General features: G+C 65.6%; 9 protein-coding genes and 3 rRNA genes. 7 read left to right on the top strand and 5 right to left on the bottom strand.

The window, feature by feature from the left end; all coding sequences use genetic code 11:
• The first annotated feature begins 6 nt into the window (after positions 1-6).
• From M4V62_RS22775 to M4V62_RS22750, 6 genes are all read left to right on the top strand, one after another.
• Complete coding sequence (locus M4V62_RS22775; RefSeq protein ID WP_249589079.1) at positions 7-1,428, top strand: ATP-binding protein; 1,422 nt, start codon at positions 7-9, stop codon at positions 1,426-1,428.
• 3 nt (positions 1,429-1,431) lie between these two features.
• On the top strand, positions 1,432-2,979 hold the full coding sequence (locus tag M4V62_RS22770) for a type IV secretory system conjugative DNA transfer family protein (protein WP_249589078.1): 1,548 nt from the start codon (positions 1,432-1,434) through the stop codon (positions 2,977-2,979).
• 110 nt (positions 2,980-3,089) lie between these two features.
• Positions 3,090-4,025 carry an ATP-binding cassette domain-containing protein gene (locus M4V62_RS22765; protein WP_249589077.1) on the top strand — a complete coding sequence of 312 codons (936 nt, stop codon included), beginning with the start codon at positions 3,090-3,092 and terminating at the stop codon, positions 4,023-4,025.
• Positions 4,022-4,831, top strand: coding sequence for an ABC transporter permease (locus M4V62_RS22760; RefSeq protein WP_249589076.1), 810 nt, complete (start codon positions 4,022-4,024; stop codon positions 4,829-4,831). The genes M4V62_RS22765 and M4V62_RS22760 overlap by 4 nt, the downstream gene beginning before the upstream one ends.
• Before the next feature lie 25 nt (positions 4,832-4,856).
• Positions 4,857-6,131, top strand: coding sequence for a sensor histidine kinase (locus tag M4V62_RS22755; RefSeq protein WP_249589075.1), 1,275 nt, complete (start codon positions 4,857-4,859; stop codon positions 6,129-6,131).
• Positions 6,128-6,802, top strand: a complete 675-nt coding sequence (locus M4V62_RS22750; protein ID WP_249589074.1) for a response regulator — start codon at positions 6,128-6,130, stop codon at positions 6,800-6,802. The genes M4V62_RS22755 and M4V62_RS22750 overlap by 4 nt, the downstream gene beginning before the upstream one ends.
• A 90-nt stretch (positions 6,803-6,892) precedes the next feature.
• On the opposite strand, the gene rrf is transcribed toward M4V62_RS22750, so the two are convergent.
• The 4 genes from rrf to M4V62_RS22730 all read right to left on the bottom strand — a co-directional run bounded on the left by rrf (position 6,893) and on the right by M4V62_RS22730 (position 13,258).
• Positions 6,893-7,009: ribosomal RNA gene (rrf, locus tag M4V62_RS22745) — 5S ribosomal RNA — on the bottom strand.
• 91 nt (positions 7,010-7,100) lie between these two features.
• Positions 7,101-10,222, bottom strand: a 23S ribosomal RNA gene (locus M4V62_RS22740).
• A 305-nt stretch (positions 10,223-10,527) separates the two neighbouring features.
• Positions 10,528-12,053 (bottom strand): 16S ribosomal RNA (locus M4V62_RS22735).
• The 16S, 23S and 5S rRNA genes sit together here, the layout of an rRNA operon.
• Positions 12,054-12,709: 656 nt before the next feature.
• Positions 12,710-13,258 carry a MarR family winged helix-turn-helix transcriptional regulator gene (locus M4V62_RS22730; RefSeq protein WP_249589073.1) on the bottom strand — a complete coding sequence of 183 codons (549 nt, stop codon included), beginning with the start codon at positions 13,256-13,258 and terminating at the stop codon, positions 12,710-12,712.
• A gap of 123 nt (positions 13,259-13,381) precedes the next feature.
• On the opposite strand from M4V62_RS22730, the gene M4V62_RS22725 reads away from it, so the two are divergent.
• Positions 13,382-14,659 (top strand): MFS transporter, encoded by a 1,278-nt coding sequence (locus M4V62_RS22725; protein WP_249589072.1) that lies wholly within the window; start codon positions 13,382-13,384, stop codon positions 14,657-14,659.
• On the opposite strand, the gene M4V62_RS22720 is transcribed toward M4V62_RS22725, so the two are convergent.
• On the bottom strand, positions 14,656-16,329 hold the full coding sequence (locus tag M4V62_RS22720; protein ID WP_249589071.1) for an ATP-binding SpoIIE family protein phosphatase: 1,674 nt from the start codon (positions 16,327-16,329) through the stop codon (positions 14,656-14,658). The two genes, M4V62_RS22725 and M4V62_RS22720, sit on opposite strands and share 4 nt — an antisense overlap.
• Positions 16,330-16,334 lie beyond the last annotated feature (5 nt).

Genomic DNA, 16,334 nt, shown 5'->3' with positions numbered 1-16,334 from the left:
GCCAACATGCGGGATCCGCTGACCATCCTCACGGACGCCTTCACGTCCTTCCTGTTCGGGAAGGTGGAGACGACCCGACTCCCGGTGCGTACGTCGACGGGGCAGGCCCAGGCGGTCTATCTGCCGACGGCCGCCCCCGGCCTCGGCGACTCGGGCGTGATCATCGGGCGCGAGGTGTACTCCGGCAAGGGATACATCTACGACCCCTTCCAGCTCTACGGCCAGCAGCTCCCCGCCCCGCACTGGCTGGTGCTCGGCGAGTCGGGCAACGGCAAGTCGGCGCTCGAGAAGACGTACGTCCTGCGGCAGTTGAGGTTCAAGGACCGGCAGGTCGTCGTGCTCGACGCGCAGGGCGAGGACGGTGTGGGCGAATGGAACCTCATCGCCCAGGAGCTGGGCATAACTCCCATCCGGCTCGACCCGACGGCCGCCCTGGACATGGGCATCCGCCTCAACCCGCTCGACCCGGCGATCACGACGACGGGCCAGCTGGCCCTGCTCCGCACGATCATCGAGGTCGCGATGGGGCACGGCCTCGACGAGCGCTCGGGCTTCGCGCTCAAGGTCGCCCACGCGTACGTGAACGAGACGATCGTGGAGCGCCAGCCCGTCCTGACGGACATCGTGGAGCAGCTCAGGCACCCGGAACCGGAGTCGGCCGAGGCCATGAACGTGGCCATAGACGACGTACGGGCGTGGGGTCTGGACGTCGCGCTCGTCCTGGACCGGCTGGTCGACGGTGACCTGCGGGGCATGTTCGACGGCCCGACCACGGTCGGCATCGACCTGGACGCCCCGCTGATCGTCTTCGACCTCTCGCACATCGACCGCAACTCGATCGCGATGCCGATCCTGATGGCGATCGTGGGCGTCTGGCTCGAACACACCTGGATCCGCCCGGACCGCAAGAAGCGCATCTTCCTGGTGGAGGAGGCGTGGCACATCATCAACTCCCCCTTCGTCGCGCAGCTCTTCCAGCGCCTGCTCAAGTTCGGCCGACGGCTCGGCCTGTCCTTCGTGGCGGTGGTCCACCACCTGAGCGACGTGGTGGACGGGGCGGCGGCCAAGGAGGCGGCGGCGATCCTGAAGATGGCGTCGACGAGAACGATCTACGCCCAGAAGGCGGACGAGGCGAGAGCCACGGGCCGGGTCCTCGGCCTGCCACGCTGGGCGGTGGAGATCATCCCCACCCTCACACCCGGTATCGCGGTGTGGGACGTGAACGGCAACGTCCAGGTGGTCAAACACCTGATCACGGAGACCGAACGCCCCCTGGTCTTCACCGACCGCGCCATGACGGAATCGTCGGCGGACCAGCTGCTCGGCGACGACGCGCTGCGCGCCGCGGACCTGGAGGCGGAGGAGCGGGCGGCCTACATGGAGCAACAGATGAACGGTCCGTCGTCGTCGCGTTCCGGGGTGGCATGAGCGATGGGATACCGGGAGCCGGAGCCCGATGACCGCTACCGGGGCGGCCGCCGCGAGTCACGGGAACGGGGCATCCCCGACGGCGTCCTGGTGGGCGGCCTCGCCTTCGTGCTCGGCCTGACGGTCCTCGTCTGGTCGTCGACGGGCCTTGCGGGCCTGTTCTCGCACGGCTCCTGGCCCAAGAACGTCACCTTCGGCAATACGCCGGTGGCGATGCGGCACCTGGTCCAGCAGCCGCACGACATCGTGGGCGCGTGGCCGGCCACCCCGGCGGCACAGCTCACGGGCTACGGCCTGTTCTGGGGCCTGCTCATCGGCCAGCTGATGGTGCTCGTGGTGCTCACGATCTTCGTGATGGGGACGGTCACGCGGTGGCGGGCGGTACGGAGGGCCAGGCGCGAGGAACGCCTTGCACCGGCTCCGCAGACGCAGGCTCCGGCGGAGGCGGCTCCCGTCGAGGCCGTCCCCGCACCTGCTCCCGCTGTGGGCAGGCGTTCCGCAGGGCGGAACGGGTGGGCACAGCCCACATCGCAGGGCGCCGATGAACAGGACATCAGGGCCGCTGCGGTGAACAGCACCGAGATGCCGAGCACCGAGACAGCCACGGTGGTCCCCACCCCCCGTACCCCCCTGGTACTAGGCCCCCAGGAAACCCGCAGACCCCTCGCAGCAGAGGCAATCCGAGACGCAGAGGGCGCAGCACTGGTCCTCACCTCGGACCCCACCCTGTGGGAAGAAACCAAGGACGCCAGAGCGAAGCTCGGCCCAGTCCTGGTCTACGACCCCTCCCACCTCTGCGACACCCCCGCAAGAATGCACTGGTCCCCCACGACCAACTGCGAGGACAAGGCAACAGCGGCCCAACGAGCCACCGCCCTGCTGGCCGCCATAAGGCCCAGCGCCAAGCTGGACAGCACCGTCGCCGACACCGCGGAAACCCTCCTCCGCAGCTTCCTGCACGCCGCAGCGGTGGACGGCCGCCCCGTCAAGCACGTACACCGCTGGGCCCAGGGAACCGGCGTCCAGGACGCCGTCCGCATCCTCCGCACCCACCAGAAGGCGGCCGCGGGAGCAGCGGGCGAACTGGAGGCGGCCCTCACGGCGTACCCGGAACGCCGCGACATGGCCCAGGAGTTGACGGCACGCGCGCTCTCCGCCCTCTTCACTCTCAACGTACGAGAATCGTGCACCCCAAACAGAACCGATGCCCTCACTCTGGATTCCTTCATCGATGAAGGGGGCACGCTTTTTGTGGTGGGGGAAGCCATCGAGGACCCCAAATCGCCCATGGGACCGGGCGCGATGCCCCTCCTCACGGCCCTCGCCTCAAGCGTGGTCGAGCACGGCCGGCGCATGGCCGAACGGTCATCCTCCGGTCGGCTCGACCCACCAATGACGCTGGTCCTCGACGACGTGGCCGCCGTGGCCCCGCTCCCCCAGCTCCCCGAGCTCCTGTCCACCGGAGCGGACCGCGGCCTGCCCACCCTGGCCCTCCTCCGCTCCCGCGAACAGGCCCGCACCCGCTGGCCCCACGCGGAACTCCCCGGCTAGGCGCCGACAAAGCCTCAGGGTCCCCGTCATACCCCGGTACTACCCCTCCCCACCCACGTCCCGCCCCTGGTCCGACGCCCCGCGCCCCCGCGGACGCCAGCATCAGAAGCATGATTCGGGCATACGAACTCACCAAGCGCTACGGCGACAAGACCGTCGTGGAGGACCTGACCTTCACCGTCCACCCGGGCACCGTCACCGGCTTTCTCGGCCCCAACGGCGCGGGCAAGTCCACCACCATGCGGATGCTCCTCGGCCTCGACGCCCCGACCCGCGGCCGCTCCACCATCGGCGGCCGGGCGTACGCGACGCACGCCGCGCCCCTGCACGAGGTGGGCGCGCTCCTTGAGGCCCGGTCCGTCCATCCGGGCCGCACCGCCTTCCACCACCTGATGGCCCTGGCCCACACGCACGGCATCCCACGCCGCCGCGTCGACGAGGTCCTTGACCTCGTGGGCATCCACGAGGTCGCCCGCAAGCGCGTGAAGGGCTTCTCGCTCGGCATGGGCCAGCGCCTGGGCATCGCGGCCGCGCTCCTGGGCGACCCGGCCGCGATCATCCTCGACGAGCCGGTCAACGGCCTCGACCCCGAGGGCGTCCTGTGGATCCGCAACCTCCTCAAGTCCCTTGCGGCACAGGGCCGTACGGTCCTCGTCTCCTCGCACCTCATGAGCGAGATGGCGCTGACCGCGGAGCACCTGATCATCATCGGCCGCGGCAGGCTCCTCGCGGACACGACGGTCGAGGCGTTCGTACGCGACTCGGGCACCGGCTCCGTCAAGGTCGTCACCCCCGAGGCGGGCCTGCTCGGCGAGCTGCTCGCCGCACCCGGCGTACAGATCATCAGTGACGCGCCCGGCATCCTCGACGTACGCGGCACGGACGGCGAGCACATCGGCCGCACGGCGGCGCAGCACGGCATCCCGGTCTTCGAACTCACCCCGCACACCGCCTCGCTGGAGCAGGCGTTCATGGACCTGACGCGGGACTCGGTCGAGTACGTCGCGTCGGTCTCCGCCACCGCGCCGGAAGGAGCAGCAGCATGAGCACCGCCACGCCAACCACGCCGACCACCCCCACCACGACCGCTCCCTATCGCCTCACCACCCCCGGAATCCTCCGCTCCGAGTGGCACAAGCTGTGGACGCTCCGCTCGACCTGGATCATGCTCGGCCTCGCGAGCGTCTTCACCGTCGTCCTCGGCATGATCCTCGCCGCGACCTACACACCCAGCCCCGACGACGAGATCGACCCGGTCACATACGCCCTGCTCGGTACCCAGATCGGTCAAGTCGCGATCGCCGTCCTCGGCATCCTCATCACCGCGGGCGAGTACTCGACGGGCATGGTGCGGGCCACGATGGCCGCGGTGCCGCGCCGTCTGCCGGTGCTCCGGGCGAAGACCGCCGTGTTCGGCACGGTCGCGCTCGGCACGCTCCTGGTCACCAACTTCCTCACGTTCCCGCTGGCCCAGATGTTCCTCGGCGGCACGGACCTGGAGGCGGCGCTCGGCGACCCCGGCATCGCACGCGCCCTGGCAGGCTCCGCCGCGGGCACCGCCCTCATCGGCGTCATCGTACTCGGCCTCGGCTCGGCCCTGCGCAGCGTCCCGGGGACGATCGGCGCGTACGTCGGCGGCCTGATCCTCCTGCCGCAGCTCGCCACGATGATCCCGAACGACACGGTGCAGGACGCCCTCGCCTACTTCCCGCTTCCCGCCTCCGAGTCGCTCGCGGCCCTGCACACCTCGTCCGGCGACCTCTCGCCCGGCGCGGGCCTCCTGACCCTGTGCGTCTGGGCGGTGGCGTCCCTGGCAGCGGCGGCGTATCTCCTGAAGCGACGGGACGTATGACCGAATCCCGTACCAGGATGAAGCGGTGACCCCGGCCCCGAACACCTCCGACCAGGGCGCCCCGGACCACGACTGGTCCGCGGGCGCCCAGCCGCTGACCCGGTACGTCGAGGGCGGCGTCCAGTGGGTGCGCTCCTTCGACCGGCGGCGCCCGCTGGTCTGGGACCTCCTGCTGACCGGGTTCTTCGTCGTCGCCGCGTTCATCGACGTCGCGGGCGACGGCTGGCGCAACATCACCGAGAACGAGAACGTCCCGCTCTGGCTCGTGTACGCGATGGCGGCCGTCTTCTCGGTGCCGCTGCTGTGGCGCCGCCGCCATCCGCTCGCCGTCTACGGCGTGATGGCCGCGACCACCCTGGTCAACGCCTGGTCAGGCGCCTCCCTCCAGGCCTCGCTCACCCTGCTCATCGTGGTCTTCAACATCGCGATGCGGCTGCCGGCGCGCACGCTGGCCTGGACGTACTGCCTGACCGTGGTGCCGAGCGTGGTCGGCCACATCCGCTATCCGCAGGGCAGTTGGGACCAGCAGGTGGTCCCGATGATGATGAGCTTCGCGATCGTCGCCCTGATGGGCATCGCGTTCCGCACCCGCCAGGAGTACATGGCATCGCTCGTGCAGCGCGCCAAGCAGCTCGAAGTCGAACGCGACCAGCAGGCGCGGCTCGCCACGAACGCCGAACGCACGCGCATAGCCCGGGAGATGCACGACATCATCGGCCACAATCTCTCGGTCATCACGACCCTCGCGGACGGCGGTTCGTACGCCGCCGCCAAGTCCCCGGAGCGAGCCGCCCAGGCCCTGACGGCCATCGGCACCACAAGCCGCCAGGCCCTGACGGAGCTGCGCCGCCTTCTGGACGTACTGCGTGAGGAGGCTCCGGAGACGGCAGCCCTCGCTCCCCAGCCCGCACTCACCGACCTGGACCAACTCATCGACGGGGTACGGTCCGCGGGCCTTCCGGTACGCAGCACGGTGCGCGGCCGCCCTGACTCTCTCCCGGCGGGCCGTCAGCTCACGGTCTACCGCGTGGTGCAGGAGGCCCTCACGAACACCCTCAAGCACGGGGGTCCGGAGGCGACGGCCTATGTGGACGTCGCGTACGGCGATGACGGGGTGCGGGCGACAGTGACGGACACGGGGGTGGGCGGACCGCCGACCGCGGACTCCAGCGGCAGAGGCATCACGGGAATGCGCGAGCGAACAGCCCTGTACGACGGGACACTTGAGGCGGGCCCCCGGCGAAAGCCGCCAGGCGGCTGGCTGGTAGAACTCCACATCCCCAAGGAATCCACTCAGTGACGACCGTGCTCATCGTCGACGACCAACCGATGCAACGCTTCGGCTTCCGCATGCTCCTGGAGAGCCAGGACGACATGAGGGTGGTGGGAGAGGCCGGCAACGGCAGCGAGGCGGTCCGCATGACCGCCGAACTCCACCCGGACGTGGCCCTGATGGACATCCGCATGCCGGGCCTGGACGGCATCGAGGCCACACGCCGCATCGTGGCGGCGGGCGACCGCACCCGGGTTCTGATCCTCACCACGTTCGACCTGGACGAATACGCGTACGCGGGCCTGCGCGCGGGAGCCTCGGGCTTCCTCATCAAGGACGCGCTCCCGGAGGAGCTCCTCTCCGGCATCCGCGCGGTCGCCACAGGAGACGCGGTCGTGTCCCCCAGCCTGACCCGCCGCCTCCTCGACGCATACGCCGATCACTTGCCGACGCGTACGGGTGCGGACACCGACGCCCCAGCCCGGGACCCGCGCCTGGCGTCGCTGACGGAGCGGGAGCGCGAAATCCTGACGGTCATCGGGCAGGGATGGACGAATGCGGAGATCGCGGGGCGGCTGCACGTCGCGGAGTCGACGGTGAAGACGCATGTGGGACGCATTCTCGCGAAGACGGGCGCGAGGGACCGGGTGCAGGCGGTGATTCTCGCGTACGACACGAAATTGGTGAGCCCGGAGTAAGAATGGGTCTGGAACATGGGTCTGGAACATGGGTCTGGAACGCAGAAAACCCCCGCACCCAGAGGGTGCGGGGGTTTCCCGTTAATAATAGTTCGGCGGCGTCCTACTCTCCCACAGGGTCCCCCCTGCAGTACCATCGGCGCTGTGAGGCTTAGCTTCCGGGTTCGGAATGTAACCGGGCGTTTCCCTCACGCTATGACCACCGAAACACTATGAAACTGTCAACCGCACCGTAGTCGTGGCCCGACATACGGGGTTGTTCGTGGTTTCAGAACCAACACAGTGGACGCGAGCAACTGAGGACAAGCCCTCGGCCTATTAGTACCAGTCACCTCCACCCGTTGCCGGGCTTCCAGATCTGGCCTATCAACCCAGTCGTCTACTGGGAGCCTTAACCCCTCAAGGGGTGGGAATACTCATCTCGAAGCAGGCTTCCCGCTTAGATGCTTTCAGCGGTTATCCTTTCCGAACGTAGCCAACCAGCCATGCCCTTGGCAGGACAACTGGCACACCAGAGGTTCGTCCGTCCCGGTCCTCTCGTACTAGGGACAGCCCTTCTCAATATTCCTACGCGCACAGCGGATAGGGACCGAACTGTCTCACGACGTTCTAAACCCAGCTCGCGTACCGCTTTAATGGGCGAACAGCCCAACCCTTGGGACCGACTCCAGCCCCAGGATGCGACGAGCCGACATCGAGGTGCCAAACCATCCCGTCGATATGGACTCTTGGGGAAGATCAGCCTGTTATCCCCGGGGTACCTTTTATCCGTTGAGCGACGGCGCTTCCACAAGCCACCGCCGGATCACTAGTCCCGACTTTCGTCCCTGCTCGACCCGTCGGTCTCACAGTCAAGCTCCCTTGTGCACTTACACTCAACACCTGATTACCAACCAGGCTGAGGGAACCTTTGGGCGCCTCCGTTACTCTTTAGGAGGCAACCGCCCCAGTTAAACTACCCATCAGACACTGTCCCTGATCCGGATCACGGACCCAGGTTAGACATCCAGCACGACCAGAGTGGTATTTCAACGTTGACTCCACGAACACTGGCGTGCCCGCTTCAAAGTCTCCCACCTATCCTACACAAGCCGAACCGAACACCAATATCAAACTGTAGTAAAGGTCCCGGGGTCTTTCCGTCCTGCTGCGCGAAACGAGCATCTTTACTCGTAGTGCAATTTCACCGGGCCTATGGTTGAGACAGTCGAGAAGTCGTTACGCCATTCGTGCAGGTCGGAACTTACCCGACAAGGAATTTCGCTACCTTAGGATGGTTATAGTTACCACCGCCGTTTACTGGCGCTTAAGTTCTCAGCTTCGCACACCCGAAAGTGCACTAACCGGTCCCCTTAACGTTCCAGCACCGGGCAGGCGTCAGTCCGTATACATCGCCTTACGGCTTCGCACGGACCTGTGTTTTTAGTAAACAGTCGCTTCTCGCTGGTCTCTGCGGCCACCCCCAGCTCACGGAGTAAATCCGATCACCAAAGATGGCCCCCCTTCTCCCGAAGTTACGGGGGCATTTTGCCGAGTTCCTTAACCATAGTTCACCCGAACGCCTCGGTATTCTCTACCTGACCACCTGAGTCGGTTTAGGGTACGGGCCGCCATGAAACTCGCTAGAGGCTTTTCTCGACAGCATAGGATCATCCACTTCACCACAATCGGCTCGGCATCAGGTCTCACCCACATGTCATCCGGATTTACCTAGATGACGGGCTACACCCTTACCCCGGGACTACCACCGCCCGGGCTGGACTACCTTCCTGCGTCACCCCATCACTCACCTACTACCACCTTGGGTCGGCGGCTCCACCACTTCCCTTTGCCCGAAGGCTCCAGGACGGCTTCACGGCCTTAGCATTAATGGGCTCGATGTTTGACGCTTCACAGCGGGTACCGGAATATCAACCGGTTATCCATCGACTACGCCTGTCGGCCTCGCCTTAGGTCCCGACTTACCCTGGGCAGATCAGCTTGACCCAGGAACCCTTAGTCAATCGGCGCACACGTTTCTCACGTATGTATCGCTACTCATGCCTGCATTCTCACTCGTGAACCGTCCACCACTAGCTTCCGCTGCAGCTTCACCCGGCACACGACGCTCCCCTACCCATCCCAGCAGGCGTTGGCCCTATATGCTGGAATGACACGACTTCGGCGGTACGCTTGAGCCCCGCTACATTGTCGGCGCGGAATCACTTGACCAGTGAGCTATTACGCACTCTTTCAAGGGTGGCTGCTTCTAAGCCAACCTCCTGGTTGTCTCTGCGACTCCACATCCTTTCCCACTTAGCGTACGCTTAGGGGCCTTAGTCGATGCTCTGGGCTGTTTCCCTCTCGACCATGGAGCTTATCCCCCACAGTCTCACTGCCGCGCTCTCACTTACCGGCATTCGGAGTTTGGCTAAGGTCAGTAACCCGGTAGGGCCCATCGCCTATCCAGTGCTCTACCTCCGGCAAGAAACACACGACGCTGCACCTAAATGCATTTCGGGGAGAACCAGCTATCACGGAGTTTGATTGGCCTTTCACCCCTAACCACAGGTCATCCCCCAGGTTTTCAACCCTGGTGGGTTCGGTCCTCCACGACCTCTTACAGCCGCTTCAACCTGCCCATGGCTAGATCACTCCGCTTCGGGTCTTGAGCGCGCTACTAAATCGCCCTATTCGGACTCGCTTTCGCTACGGCTTCCCCACACGGGTTAACCTCGCAACGCACCGCAAACTCGCAGGCTCATTCTTCAAAAGGCACGCAGTCACGACTACATGTGCAAGCACATATAGCGACGCTCCCACGGCTTGTAGGCACACGGTTTCAGGTACTATTTCACTCCGCTCCCGCGGTACTTTTCACCATTCCCTCACGGTACTATCCGCTATCGGTCACCAGGGAATATTTAGGCTTAACGGGTGGTCCCGCCAGATTCACACGGGATTTCTCGGGCCCCGTGCTACTTGGGTGTCTCTCAAACGAGCCGTTGATGTTTCGACTACGGGGGTCTTACCCTCTACGCCGGACCTTTCGCATGTCCTTCGCCTACACCAACGGTTTCTGACTCGTCTCACAGCCGGCAGACTGTGAAAGAGAGATCCCACAACCCCGCACACGCAACCCCTGCCGGGTCTCACACGTATACGGTTTGGCCTCATCCGGTTTCGCTCGCCACTACTCCCGGAATCACGGTTGTTTTCTCTTCCTGCGGGTACTGAGATGTTTCACTTCCCCGCGTTCCCTCCACACTGCCTATGTGTTCAGCAGCGGGTGACAGCCCATGACGACTGCCGGGTTTCCCCATTCGGAAACCCCCGGATCAAAGCCTGGTTGACGACTCCCCGGGGACTATCGTGGCCTCCCACGTCCTTCATCGGTTCCTGGTGCCAAGGCATCCACCGTGCGCCCTTAAAAACTTGGCCACAGATGCTCGCGTCCACTGTGCAGTTCTCAAACAACGACCAACCACCCGTCACACACCCTTACCAGGATGCTTCACCGGGGTCGGCATTGAGGTCGGGAACAAGTCCGTACCCTCAGATACCCAACAGCGTGCCCGGCCCGACCAATCAAGAACCTGTTTTCCACGCCGAAGCAGTACTTACAGTCCCTAACCGATCGTGCCGAATAGTCAACGTTCCACCCATGAGCTAACCACCGTCGAACATTTGCCGACGTTATGGCTCTTGGACCACCAAGCAAGCTTGGCAGTCTAGATGCTCCTTAGAAAGGAGGTGATCCAGCCGCACCTTCCGGTACGGCTACCTTGTTACGACTTCGTCCCAATCGCCAGTCCCACCTTCGACAGCTCCCTCCCACAAGGGGTTGGGCCACCGGCTTCGGGTGTTACCGACTTTCGTGACGTGACGGGCGGTGTGTACAAGGCCCGGGAACGTATTCACCGCAGCAATGCTGATCTGCGATTACTAGCAACTCCGACTTCATGGGGTCGAGTTGCAGACCCCAATCCGAACTGAGACAGGCTTTTTGAGATTCGCTCCGCCTCGCGGCTTCGCAGCTCATTGTACCTGCCATTGTAGCACGTGTGCAGCCCAAGACATAAGGGGCATGATGACTTGACGTCGTCCCCACCTTCCTCCGAGTTGACCCCGGCAGTCTCCTGTGAGTCCCCATCACCCCGAAGGGCATGCTGGCAACACAGAACAAGGGTTGCGCTCGTTGCGGGACTTAACCCAACATCTCACGACACGAGCTGACGACAGCCATGCACCACCTGTATACCGACCACAAGGGGGGCACCATCTCTGATGCTTTCCGGTATATGTCAAGCCTTGGTAAGGTTCTTCGCGTTGCGTCGAATTAAGCCACATGCTCCGCTGCTTGTGCGGGCCCCCGTCAATTCCTTTGAGTTTTAGCCTTGCGGCCGTACTCCCCAGGCGGGGAACTTAATGCGTTAGCTGCGGCACCGACGACGTGGAATGTCGCCAACACCTAGTTCCCACCGTTTACGGCGTGGACTACCAGGGTATCTAATCCTGTTCGCTCCCCACGCTTTCGCTCCTCAGCGTCAGTAATGGCCCAGAGATCCGCCTTCGCCACCGGTGTTCCTCCTGATATCTGCGCATTTCACCGCTACACCAGGAATTCCGATCTCCCCTACCACACTCTAGCCTGCCCGTATCGACTGCAGACCCGGGGTTAAGCCCCGGGCTTTCACAACCGACGTGACAAGCCGCCTACGAGCTCTTTACGCCCAATAATTCCGGACAACGCTTGCGCCCTACGTATTACCGCGGCTGCTGGCACGTAGTTAGCCGGCGCTTCTTCTGCAGGTACCGTCACTTTCGCTTCTTCCCTGCTGAAAGAGGTTTACAACCCGAAGGCCGTCATCCCTCACGCGGCGTCGCTGCATCAGGCTTTCGCCCATTGTGCAATATTCCCCACTGCTGCCTCCCGTAGGAGTCTGGGCCGTGTCTCAGTCCCAGTGTGGCCGGTCGCCCTCTCAGGCCGGCTACCCGTCGTCGCCTTGGTGAGCTTCTACCTCACCAACTAGCTGATAGGCCGCGGGCTCATCCTGCACCGCCGGAGCTTTCAACCCCCTCCCATGCGAGAGGGGATATCATCCGGTATTAGACCCCGTTTCCAGGGCTTGTCCCAGAGTGCAGGGCAGATTGCCCACGTGTTACTCACCCGTTCGCCACTAATCCACCCCGAAGGGCTTCATCGTTCGACTTGCATGTGTTAAGCACGCCGCCAGCGTTCGTCCTGAGCCAGGATCAAACTCTCCGTGAATGTTTACCCGTAATCGGGTGCACATCCGCGTTGAGCGGAACCAGGAAGAGGAATAATCTTCCGGTTCACAGCGTCCTCGCTGATGTTTTCTTCAAAGGAACCTCGTCCCGACCATGACGGCCGGAGACGGGGTATCAACATATCTGGCGTTGACTTTTGGCACGCTGTTGAGTTCTCAAGGAACGGACGCTTCCTTTGTACTCACCCTCTCGGGCTTTCCTCCGGGCGCTTCCCTTCGGTGTTTCTTTTTGTTCTTCGTTCTTGCGTTTCCGACTCTATCAGACTCTTTCGTGTCCGATTTTCCTCGGTGCCTTTCAGGTCTCCGCTCCGGCCTTTCGGCTTTCGCGTTTCCCTTTCCGGCGGTTCCGACTCTACCAGATCCTTTCGGGCCTGATTCCCAGTCAGCGGGGCTTGTCTTCCCGGCTGTTGGGCCGTTCCGACGTCTCAAACTCTAGCGGTTCTTCCCGGCTACTCATAATCGAGTCCTGGAATTGAATTCGGACATGCCGAAATCGTTCCCGGTGGGATGTCGTGCAGAGTTTGTTTTGCCGCGTCTCAGCGGCGGGATGTGCTGTCGCAGAACCGTTACGGCTCCGTGGCAACCCGAAGAACCTTACGGATCCAGTGGATGACTGTCAAACCACGAGGTGGAGCCCTCAGTCCAGGTCGGTGAGGCGTCCGCCCGCGTCCGGCTGGGCGTGCTCCACCCTGCGTAGGAGACGAGTCAGTACTTCCCCCAGGGCGCCGCGCTCCTCCTGTGAGAGGTCCTGGAGGAGGTCCTCCTCGAAGACCGTGGCCAGGCGCATCGCCTCCAGCCACTTCTCGCGGCCCTCCGCGGTGAGCTCGACGATGACGCGCACGCGGTTGTTCTCGTCCCGGTCCCTGGTGACCAGACCCTCCGTCACCATGCGGTCGATGCGGTGCGTCATGGCCGCCGGCGTGAGGCCGAGGCCTTTGGCGAGCTCGCCGGGGCCCATTTGGTACGGGGCGCCGGAGAGGACGAGGGCCTTGAGGACCTCCCACTCGGCGTTGCTGATGCCGAGGGTCGCGGTCTGCCGCCCGTAGGCGACGCTCATCCGCCGGTTGAGGCGGCCGAGGGCCGAGACGATCTCCTCGACCTGGGGGTCGAGGTCCTGAAACTCCCGCTGGTAGGCGGCGATCTGCTCTTCGAGAGTCGGCTCACTGGGGCCGGGAGTGTCACCCATGGCCCGCAGTATGGCACGCCCTCACTTGGCGTTGAAGTTCTTCTGTGTGTAGTGTTTAGATTCTAACTTTAGCTTCGAAGTCTTCATGGCTAACTCCTAAGGCAGGTGAAAGTGACCAGGGCGATGGGCGCAGCGATGCGTCGTATTCAGGTAGGCAGCGCGCTGAGCGCGTTTGGCGTCGGGTTCACGGTTCCGTTCCTCTACGTGTACGTGGCGCAGGTGCGGGATCTGGGGGCCAGTACGGCGGGCATCGTGCTCGCCGCCTTTGCCATGGCCGCGCTGATCGTCCTGCCCGTCACCGGGCGCGTCATCGACCGCCGCGGCCCGCTCCCCGTACTCATGGGAGCCGCGCTGACCGCATCGGTGGGTGCTCTCGCGCTCGGGTTCGCCAGTAGTGAGGCGACCGCGATCGTCTCGGCGGCCCTCCTCGGCGCCGGTACCGCGGTGATGCAGCCCGCGCTCGCCACGATGATCGTCTGGTGCTCGACGCCCACCACGCGCACGCGTGCCTTCGCGATGCAGTTCTTCCTGCAGAACCTGGGCCTGGGCATCGGTGGCCTCATCGGCGGCCAGATCGTCGATGAGCACGACCCGGGCAGCTTCATCACGCTGTTCTCCATCGAGGCCGTGATGTTCCTGGTGCTCGCCGCGATCGTCGTCACCGTGCGGCTTCCGCACGCGCCGTCCATCCAGGACGCCATGCCCAAGGACGGCTCCGCGCCGCAGAGTGGTCTGCGGGCGCTCCTGCGGCACAAGGCGATGGTGCAGCTGTGCGTGCTCGGCTTCGTGCTGTTCTTCGCCTGCTACGGCCAGTTCGAGTCGGGTCTCTCCGCGTACGGCGTGGAGGCGGCCGGGATCTCGCCGTCGACGCTCGGCATCGCGCTCGCCGCCAACACCGCCGTGATCGTCATCGCGCAGTTCGCCGTCCTGAAGTTCGTCGAGCGGCGCAAGCGGTCCCGGGTGATCGCGGCCGTCGGTCTCATCTGGGCCGTCGCGTGGATCGCGGCCGGGTACGCCGGGATGGGCCACGGCAGCCAGGCCATGGCGACCGCCGCGTTCATCTCGACGTACGCGCTCTTCGGGCTCGGTGAGGCGATGCTGTCGCCGACCGTCGCCCCGCTGGTCGCCGATCTGGCTCCGGCCGGGATGGTCGGTCAGTACAACTCGGCGTTCGCCCTGGTGAAGCAGCTCGCTCTCGCCGTGGGGCCCGCGGTCGGCGGTCCGATGGGGGCCGCGCTGCACGGGCCGTACATCGTGACGTTCCTGCTGTTCTCGCTGGGCATCACGGTGCTCGCGGTGCGTCTCGGACGGCAGCTCACTCCGCTGCAGAACCAGCCGTACGTGGCGAAGAGCCGGGTCGTCGCTCAGGGCACCCCCGAGCCCGTACCGGCGAACTCCTAGTCACCGCGCGGGAGCGCGAACTCGCACCAGACCGCTTTGCCGCCGCCCGGTGTGCGCCGTGAGCCCCAGTTCGAGGCGATCGTGGCGACGATGGCGATGCCACGTCCAGCCTCGTCCGCGGGCTCCGCGCGGCGGCGGCGCGGCAGGTGGTCGTCGCCGTCCGTCACCTCGATGATCAGGCGGCGGTCCGTGCGGCGCAGGCGCAGGCGCATCGGTGGCGTGCCGTGCTGGAGGGAGTTGGCGACCAGTTCGCTGGCCGCGAGCACTCCCAGGTCGTGCAGTTCGGGCGGGAACCGCCAGCTGGCGAGGACGCCGGTCGCGAAGGCACGCGCGCGTGGCGCCGCTTCCACGCCACCGAGCAGCTCCAGGGCGGCGTTGCGGAACAGCTCGGCGTCCAGACCCTTGCGCGCGGGGTGCTGGAGGACCAGGACCGCCACGTCGTCGTCGTGGTCGGCCGTCACCCCCAGGGCGCGGATCAGCCGGTCGCACACCACCTGGGGTGTTCCGGTGGCGCCCGCCAGAGCGCGCTCCAGGGAGGCGACGCCTTCGTCGATGTCCTCGCTGCGCCGCTCGACCAGGCCGTCCGTATAGAGGACGGCGGTCGAACCGGGGCCCAGCGGGACCGAGCCCGATGTGTGCAGCCAGCCGCCGGTGCCGAGCGGCGGCCCGGTGGGCTCCTCCGCGCGGTGGATCGTGCCGCCCTCGTCCCGCACGAGGATCGGCAGGTGCCCCGCGGAGGCGTACACGAGGCTGCCTTCGTTCGGGTCGTGCACCGCGTAGACCATGGTGGCGATCTGCATGGCGTCGATCTCGGTGGCGAGGCCGTCCAGGAGCTGCAGGACCTCGTGCGGGGGCAGGTCCAGGCGGGCGTAGGCGCGCACGGCCGTGCGGAGCTGGCCCATGACGGCCGCCGCGCGGACGCCGCGGCCCATGACGTCGCCGATGACCAGGGCGGTGCGGCCGCCGCCGAGGGTGATCACGTCGTACCAGTCGCCGCCGACCGCGGCCTCCGTGCCGCCCGGTTGGTACGTGGCGGCGATGCGCAGGTCGTCCGGCTGCTCCAACTCCTGCGGGAGGAGTGAACGTTGCAGCGTGACGGCCGTCTCGCGCTGGGTGCGCTCGCTGGCCCGCAGCCGCTCGGCGGCCTCCGCGTGGTCGGTGACGTCGGCGGCGAAGACGAGGACGCCGTCGTCCTTGAGCCCCGTGTCGGAGCCGCTCACGGAGAGCGTCACCGGGGTGCAGGTGAAGGTGTACGACCGGCCGCTCGCCGCCTTGCGGGACTTGACCGTGCGCGGCTTGGAGCTGCGCAGGACCTGGTCCAGGAGCGGCAGCAGGCCGAGCTCTTCCAGCTCGGGCAGCGCGTCGCGGGCGGGCTCGCCCACGGGGCGGTCGCCGAACGCGGTGGCGTACGCGTCATTGACGTACGCGATGCGGTGCTCGGGGCCGTGCACCAGGGCGACGAGGGCCGGAATGCGGTCGAGCACCTCGCGCGTCGGCAGTTCGTCGACGCCGGCGGCCGGGGTGAGGGTCGTGCCCTCCTGGCCGCCCTCGGCGCGGGCCGCAGGGACGGAGCTTTCGGCTCGCTGTGGCGGGGAGATCCCCAGGTCGGTGCGCGCCGCGGCGCGGCGCTGCGTTCCGGGGAGCCGGGCGCTCCAGCGCGTGAAGTTCACTGCGG

Source organism: Streptomyces durmitorensis (assembly GCF_023498005.1).
GTDB lineage: Bacteria > Actinomycetota > Actinomycetes > Streptomycetales > Streptomycetaceae > Streptomyces > Streptomyces durmitorensis.
This window is presented reverse-complemented; position numbering and strand designations above follow the sequence as displayed.

What these genes read in the sequence shown, in the direction of transcription:
- M4V62_RS22760 (WP_249589076.1), top strand. Translation starts at nt 4,022, where the DNA reads ATGAGCACCGCCACGCCAACCACGCCGACCACCCCCACCACGACCGCT.
- M4V62_RS22775 (WP_249589079.1), top strand. Translation starts at nt 7, where the DNA reads ATGCGGGATCCGCTGACCATCCTCACGGACGCCTTCACGTCCTTCCTG.
- M4V62_RS22765 (WP_249589077.1), top strand. Translation starts at nt 3,090, where the DNA reads ATGATTCGGGCATACGAACTCACCAAGCGCTACGGCGACAAGACCGTC.
- M4V62_RS22770 (WP_249589078.1), top strand. Translation starts at nt 1,432, where the DNA reads ATGGGATACCGGGAGCCGGAGCCCGATGACCGCTACCGGGGCGGCCGC.
- M4V62_RS22725 (WP_249589072.1), top strand. Translation starts at nt 13,382, where the DNA reads ATGGGCGCAGCGATGCGTCGTATTCAGGTAGGCAGCGCGCTGAGCGCG.
- M4V62_RS22730 (WP_249589073.1), bottom strand. Translation starts at nt 13,258, where the DNA reads ATGGGTGACACTCCCGGCCCCAGTGAGCCGACTCTCGAAGAGCAGATC.